The sequence below is a fragment of the Aurantimonas sp. C2-5-R2 genome (genome assembly GCF_036549495.1).
GTDB classification, from domain to species: Bacteria; Pseudomonadota; Alphaproteobacteria; order Rhizobiales; family Rhizobiaceae; genus Aurantimonas; species Aurantimonas coralicida_A.
Genome location: NZ_JAZHLJ010000160.1, coordinates 1 through 3,464, shown reverse-complemented (window position 1 = coordinate 3,464; position 3,464 = coordinate 1). Strand labels below are relative to the sequence as shown.

The window sequence follows — 3,464 nt, the reverse complement described above, 5'->3', positions numbered from 1 at the left end:
CGGGCTACGCCCACCCGGCGGTCTCATGTGCGTGCCATAAGTGGCCTGGTTTTGCTCCGCCTAATGGCCGGATTTTACTCCGCCGTTGACAAGTGCGTTCGCCGTATCGAGCAATATCTGCGGCCGGGACCCCTGACGTTCCGATGTCTCGACCACGCGCAGCCGGATGGCCAGTCAGCCGAGCTGCCCGACGAAATTGCGCTGCGACCGCCGCAACCCCGTAGCCCGGCGAGATCTCGGTTGGATGGGTCCTCATAATTACCCCTTCACCGAGCGCGGAAACCTGATGTTGTCCGAAGAGAGGAGACGGCGTGCGACCCGCAACATTGCGATCACACCTTTTCGATGCGGCATTTGCATTGTGGACATGCCTTTTCGCTTTCGGCATCCCGTTACTGTGGATTCTAGGTAGCCCTCGTCGTCCGATCAGGGCGGCAACCCGGGTCTGGGTTCGTGGCACATTAGCGCTGCTGAAAGGTATCGTTGGTCTGGACTATGTCGTTCATGGTCTAGACCTTGTCCCCGACGGGCCATGCCTGATCGTATCGAACCACCAATCCCCATGGGAGACGCTTGCCTTCCTCGTTCTGTTTCCGGACGTGATGATCGTTGCCAAGCACGAGCTGCTGAAGATTCCGATCGTCTCGTGGTACCTCGCGAAATCGCCGATGATCACCATAGATCGGGAAGCGGGTTCGACTTCGCTGAAGAAGATGCTGAAGCAGAGCCGCGCCGGGTGCGGCCCTGCCTTACAAGCGCGCGGGAACCATTACGGTTTCGGTTCCGCCGCTGCTTCAGCCGGGCCTGCCGGCGGCGGAATTCGTCAGGCGAGCCGAGACGAGCGTCAGTGCGGAACGCGACAAGACCAACCGGTCCGATGCCGATTATGCCTTCGGATGACATGCAGCCATTCGGGGCGCATCGCGGTCCGCAACGAGTGCCCGGCCGCGTTTCACGCGCAGCGGACGCAAAGATGTGACGCCGGATCGACGTCGAGCCGTCCCTCTGCGATCGCCTCGCCGCATTCCACGCAGTAGCCAAACTCGCCTTCCTCGATCCGCCCCAGCGCGGACCGCACGCGGTAGATCCGGTCCCTGCGGCGCCGCTCGACCGCCTGCGCCATTGCCTGCACCTGCATCGCATCCATTCGGGCGAGGCGGCCGACGCTCTGCTGGTCGAGAGTCACGGGGGCTCTGCGATCGGTCGTGGCTTCCGACAGTTCGAGGAGTTCGGCGAGCTCCGCCTCCAGACGCGGCTGGAACTTGGCGTTTCGCGCCTGCTCGGCGGGGGATAATTCTGACATGACATGCCCTCATGGTCCGTCGGCTTTCGCCGCCGGGTCTGCGCTGGGATGGCTAGGCGGCCTCTCCCGTCTGACGGCCGCCTCGCATCGGCAATCGCTGCAACGCCAGCGTGCCCGAGTCGCTGGCTATGCACCACCTGTCGCGGCCGGCGTTCTTGGCCTGATACGCGGCATCGTCGGCAGCCGACAGGGCCGAATCGAGATCGGCACTGTCTGAGTACAACGCAATGCCGACGCTGACAGTCACGCAGGTTTCGCGATCCGGCATGACCGGGGAAATGCGCACCGCGTTGCAGATACTGGCCGCCAGATCGCATGCCGCGTTCCGGGACGGGATCTCGCAGGCGACACAAAATTCCTCGCCGCCCATGCGCGCGATGACGGGACGGGTCGCGCAGGAACCGGTCACCGTGCTTGCGATCGCCGCGGCCACCTGCCGAAGAACATCGTCGCCAGCCACGTGGCCGTACGTGTCGTTGACCTTCTTGAAGTAGTCGATGTCGATCATGAGGATTGCCCGGATGGCGTCTTTGTCGGCCGTGGCGCAAGCGGTCTCGTCGAAGAAGGCCCAGCGATTGGCAAGGCCTGTCAGCATGTCCGTTCGCGCCATGTGCCTGAGATTGTGCTGTGCATCCTGCAGACGATGGGTGGCCCGGATCCATGGGAACAGAAAAAAGGGGGAAACGAGCGACCCCGCGGCAAGCGGCAGGAGGAACCGGCTGTCGAAGCCTTCGTGGCCGCTGACGAGAATGAAAGAAAGCCAGCCGAACGCGATAATCGCCCCGGACGCAGCCATCGACAGGCCACAGGTTTTCACAACTGTTCGGAGCGACATGATCAATTGTACCGGCTGGACCCTTACCTTCCGGTTANAAGCCTTCGTGGCCGCTGACGAGAATGAAAGAAAGCCAGCCGAACGCGATAATCGCCCCGGACGCAGCCATCGACAGGCCACAGGTTTTCACAACTGTTCGGAGCGACATGATCAATTGTACCGGCTGGACCCTTACTTTCCGGTTAAAGCGGTTTCTCCAATTATCCTTTGCTCATCTGCCGCATCAAGCGGGTCGATCGCAGGGCTACACAACAAGGAAATTTCCTTCTATATTCTTTCCAGCGATGGCTGACGGGCGGTATCCCGCGGTCTTCGATATCCCCGCACACCGATTGGTGGTCGGTCTTTCCCTGAGAGTGGGGAAGCGTGCTCGTCGTCGATGCTGTTTGCATTGACTTCGGCAGCTTCCCGCAGTCGCCGAGTTCGGTGGCGAGGGAAATGCCGGATCACGAGCGCCACGTTCCGCCGGTAACTCTGGCGGGTCGAGGGCCTTCCTCTGCTCTTTCTCGTGCAAGGAAGCGTTATGAGCGACAAGAAATCGGATAACGGCGGCAGCGTTCTAGGGCGCGAAATCATCGACCCGGAGGGGGGAGACGTTTGCGGCGCAATCGAGCGCACTCCCCTCCCGACGATCGAACGGGATGGCGAACTGCGGTTCGGTCCGTCAATGGTCCAATACAGATTGCGCAAGCACATCTCGGAAGCGACGATGGGGGCCATCCAAGATTATCTGATGGCGTTCGGGACGGGCCGCGCAGACATTCACATCATCAATGGCACGGTATTTTTGCGTCCGCGGACGAAGTCCGACGCTGACCTCCTCGAGAGCGAGATGCCCAGTCTCGTCGTTGGTTGGAAAGCGGAGCGATGAACAACCCCGCGCGCATGTCCAATGCTTTCACGGTTACGGCGCCGGACGCTGACAGCCCAGGCAACACCACCCGTCGCACCTTCGCGATCATCTCCCACCCTGACGCCGGCAAGACGACGCTGACCGAGAAGCTGCTGCTGGCCGGCGGCGCCATCGAGATGGCCGGCGCCGTACGCTCCAAGGGCAACGGGCGGCGGGCGAAGTCCGACTGGATGGACATAGAGAAGAGCCGCGGCATCTCGGTGACCTCGTCGGTGATGACCTTCGAGCGCGACGGCATCACCTTCAACCTGCTCGACACGCCGGGCCACAGCGACTTCTCCGAGGACACCTACCGGACGCTGACCGCGCCGTCGACAGTGCCATCATGGTGATCGACGCGGCCAAGGGCATCGAGAGCCAGACGCGCAAGCTGTTCGAGATCTGCCGCTTGCGCGACATCCCGATCATCACCT

4 protein-coding genes and 1 pseudogene are annotated in these 3,464 nt (G+C 62.0%); 3 read left to right on the top strand and 2 right to left on the bottom strand.

Features of this window, described 5'->3' with window-relative positions; translation table 11 throughout:
• The first annotated feature begins 311 nt into the window (after nucleotides 1–311).
• The gene (locus VQ044_RS24260; protein ID WP_327650290.1) at nucleotides 312–1,037 is read left to right on the top strand and encodes a lysophospholipid acyltransferase family protein; all 726 of its coding nucleotides are present in this window, start codon (nucleotides 312–314) and stop codon (nucleotides 1,035–1,037) included.
• On the opposite strand, the gene VQ044_RS24255 is transcribed toward VQ044_RS24260, so the two are convergent.
• Together VQ044_RS24255 and VQ044_RS24250 are read right to left on the bottom strand one after the other, a co-directional pair.
• Nucleotides 953–1,303: a TraR/DksA family transcriptional regulator gene (locus VQ044_RS24255; RefSeq protein ID WP_327650291.1), complete on the bottom strand. Its 351-nt coding sequence runs from the start codon at nucleotides 1,301–1,303 to the stop codon at nucleotides 953–955. The genes VQ044_RS24260 and VQ044_RS24255 overlap by 85 nt on opposite strands.
• Before the next feature lie 52 nt (nucleotides 1,304–1,355).
• Entirely contained in the window at nucleotides 1,356–2,138 is a 783-nt protein-coding gene (locus tag VQ044_RS24250) for a GGDEF domain-containing protein (protein WP_331827836.1), read from the bottom strand.
• A 523-nt stretch (nucleotides 2,139–2,661) separates the two neighbouring features.
• On the opposite strand from VQ044_RS24250, the gene VQ044_RS24245 reads away from it, so the two are divergent.
• Together VQ044_RS24245 and VQ044_RS24240 are read left to right on the top strand one after the other, a co-directional pair.
• Nucleotides 2,662–3,009 (top strand): hypothetical protein, encoded by a 348-nt coding sequence (locus VQ044_RS24245; protein ID WP_331827835.1) that lies wholly within the window; start codon nucleotides 2,662–2,664, stop codon nucleotides 3,007–3,009.
• 14 nt (nucleotides 3,010–3,023) lie between these two features.
• Nucleotides 3,024–3,464, top strand: a pseudogene (locus VQ044_RS24240) (GTP-binding protein); the annotation flags it as partial.

What these genes read in the sequence shown, in the direction of transcription:
- VQ044_RS24255 (WP_327650291.1), bottom strand. Translation starts at nt 1,303, where the DNA reads ATGTCAGAATTATCCCCCGCCGAGCAGGCGCGAAACGCCAAGTTCCAG.
- VQ044_RS24250 (WP_331827836.1), bottom strand. Translation starts at nt 2,138, where the DNA reads ATGTCGCTCCGAACAGTTGTGAAAACCTGTGGCCTGTCGATGGCTGCG.
- VQ044_RS24245 (WP_331827835.1), top strand. Translation starts at nt 2,662, where the DNA reads ATGAGCGACAAGAAATCGGATAACGGCGGCAGCGTTCTAGGGCGCGAA.